General features: G+C 63.3%; 1 protein-coding gene and 1 pseudogene. Both read right to left on the minus strand.

Going from position 1 to position 2,773, the window contains the following annotated elements:
- Positions 1–71: 71 nt before the first annotated feature.
- Positions 72–1,643, minus strand: coding sequence for a cisplatin damage response ATP-dependent DNA ligase (locus C8024_RS14200; protein WP_173206347.1), 1,572 nt, complete (start codon positions 1,641–1,643; stop codon positions 72–74).
- A pseudogene (locus C8024_RS14205) lies at positions 1,643–2,643 on the minus strand (ligase-associated DNA damage response exonuclease). The gene C8024_RS14200 and the pseudogene C8024_RS14205 overlap by 1 nt, the downstream one beginning before the upstream one ends.
- Between the last annotated feature and the right edge of the window lie 130 nt (positions 2,644–2,773).

Consider the following 2,773-nt stretch of genomic DNA (forward strand, 5'->3'; position numbering starts at 1 on the left):
CTTTATGAGTACACAACCTAGGCAGCAAGCTGCCAAGTCTGCACAACCCTCTCCCTTAAGGGAGAGGGAAACTATGAAATCATCCCCTGCAATGTCGCGATCCGGTCCGCCTCTTCTGCCGGCTTGTCCTTGCGGATGCGGTGGATACGGGGGAAGCGCATGGCGAGGCCGGATTTGTGGCGGCCGCTTTCGTGGATGGAATCGAACGCGACTTCCAGCACCAGCGATTTCTTCACTTCGCGGACCGGGCCGAAGCGGTTCAGCGTATTCTGCCGGACGAAACGGTCGAGCCATTTCAGTTCCTCGTCGGTGAAGCCAGAATAGGCCTTGCCGACCGGCAGCAGTTCGCCGTCCTCGGTCCAGCAGCCGAATGTATAATCGGAATAGAAGGACGCGCGCCGCCCGTTGCCGCGCTGGGCGTACATCATCACGCAGTCGGCATTCAGCGGATCGCGCTTCCATTTATACCAGTGACCGGTGACGCGCCCCGCCAGATAGGGGCTTTCGCGCCGCTTCAGCATCACGCCCTCGATCGCCGCGTCGCGAGCCCCGGCGCGCATGACTTCCAGCGCGGCGAAATCATCGACATCGACCACCGCCGACAGATCGAAATGATCGGCATTGAGTGTGGGGACAAAACTTTCGAGCCGCTGGCGCCGTTCGTGCCAAGGCGACAGGCGCAGATCGTCATCCCCGTCCATCAGCAGATCATAGACGCGGACGAAGGCGGGAAATTCCTGCCGCATCTTTTTGGAAACCGTCTTGCGACCGAGCCGCTTCTGCAGCGCGTTGAAACTGGCCGCCTCGCCGCCCTGATCGGTGCCCCGCACCAGCAGTTCGCCGTCGATCACGCCGTCGCGGTCGAACGCCTCGACAATGTCAGGGAATGATGCGCTGATATCATCGCCGCCGCGGCTGTAGAGCCGGGTCTCGCCGCCGAGATGCACCGCCTGCACCCGGATGCCGTCCCATTTCCACTCGACCGCATATTGATCGAGATCGAGACTGTCGCCCTCGAACGGGTGCGACAGCATGAACGGACGGAAAAAGGGTGTCGCCGAAAGATCGGGACGGTCACCGCCCTGCTCCGCCCATTGAAAAAGCGCCTCATAAGGCGGTTCGAGCGCGTGCCAAAGTTCCTCGACATCGTCGAGCGCCACATCAAAGGCCTGTGCGAAAGCGGTTTTCGCCAGCCGTGCCGACACCCCGACCCGCATCCCGCCAACCGCCAGCTTGAGCAGCGCATAGCGGCTGTTCGAATCCAGGCTGTCGAGCAGGGAAGCGACAATGTCGGGAGCGGTCGCGCGATTGGCAGCGGACAGCGCCTGCACCACTTCGTCGATGCTCGGGTCGCTCTGTTCCCGCCCGTCCGCTTCGGGCCAGACCAAAGCCACGGTCTCGGCGGTATCACCGACATGATGACGCGACAGGCGGAACAGTTCGGGATCAATCCGCGTCCCTGCCAGATTGCGGATGGTGGCGGATTTCACCGCCGGAAAGTCGAGACTGTCGGTCAATGCCGCCAGCGCCCAGCCGCGATCCGGGTCGGGCGTTTCGCGCAAATAGGTGGAAATCGCCGCCAGCTTGGCGTTGCGCGATCTTGTGTAGATCAGACTGTCGATCAGGGCGGCAAAGCGGCGCATCAGCCGTCATCCCCTTCTTCGCGCCCGACCATCGCCAGCGCCCGCGCCCTGATCTGGTGCAGCTCGCACCAGCGCAGTAGGCCGTCTTCGCTGCCATGGGTGATCCAGGCTTCCCTCGGCGCCAGTTCGCGGATCGTCTCGGTCAGCTCGTCCCAGTCGGCATGGTCGGAAATGACCAAAGGAATCTCGACCCCGCGCTGCCGCGCCCGCCCGCGCACCCGCATCCAGCCGGACGCCATGGCGGTGACCGGATTGGGCAGCCGCCGGCTCCATTTGTCGGTCAGCGCCGAGGGCGGCGCGATGATGATCTGGCCGCGCATCTCGTCCTTCGGCGTGTCCATCACCAGCCGCAATTCGCCCAGCGACACGCCAAGCTCTTCATAAAGTTCGCACATCCGGACCTGCGCCCCGTGCAGATAGATCGGTTTGTCCCAACCGGCCCGGCGCAGCTCGGCAATCACCCGCTGCGCCTTGCCCAGAGCATAGGCGCCGACCAATATGCTGCTGTCCGGCTCGGCGTCCAGCCGCGCAAAAATCTTGGCGATTTCGCCCGTGATCGGCGGATGCTGGAACACCGGCAAGCCAAAGGTCGCCTCGGTAATGAATATGTCGCACGGCACCAGTTCAAACGGCGCGCAGGTCGGATCGGGGCGGCGCTTGTAATCGCCGGTGACGACCACCCGCTCGCCTGATATTCCATCAGCACCTGCGCCGAGCCCAGCACATGACCCGCCGAATGCAGGCTGAACCGCACCCCGCCGCGCTCGAACCCCTCGCCATAAGCAATCGGCGTTCCCGCCTCGGTCCCATAGCGCAAGCCCATGATCGCCAGCGTTTCCGGCGTCGCCCAGACATCCCCATGCCCGCCGCGCGCATGGTCGGCATGGCCATGGGTGACCACGGCGTGCTTCTGCGGTGTGGAGGGATCGATCCAGACATCGGCCGGCCGCACATAAATGCCCTGCGGATGCGGCTCAATCCAGTGTTTCGCTTTTGCCATGGGCTAATAGCGTATCGGACGGTGAAAGGTTCCGCCAAGTAAAAAGGTGCGGCGATCGGTATGGAACCCTATTAAGCCCCTCTTCTTCAGAGGAGGGGTTGGGGTGGTGGCGATGCGCCAGCATCGCTCG

Source organism: Sphingopyxis sp. BSNA05, assembly GCF_013265645.1.
GTDB lineage: Bacteria > Pseudomonadota > Alphaproteobacteria > Sphingomonadales > Sphingomonadaceae > Parasphingorhabdus.

Coding starts and splice junctions, on each gene's coding strand:
- C8024_RS14200 (WP_173206347.1), bottom strand. CDS start 1,643: ATGCGCCGCTTTGCCGCCCTGATCGACAGTCTGATCTACACAAGATCG.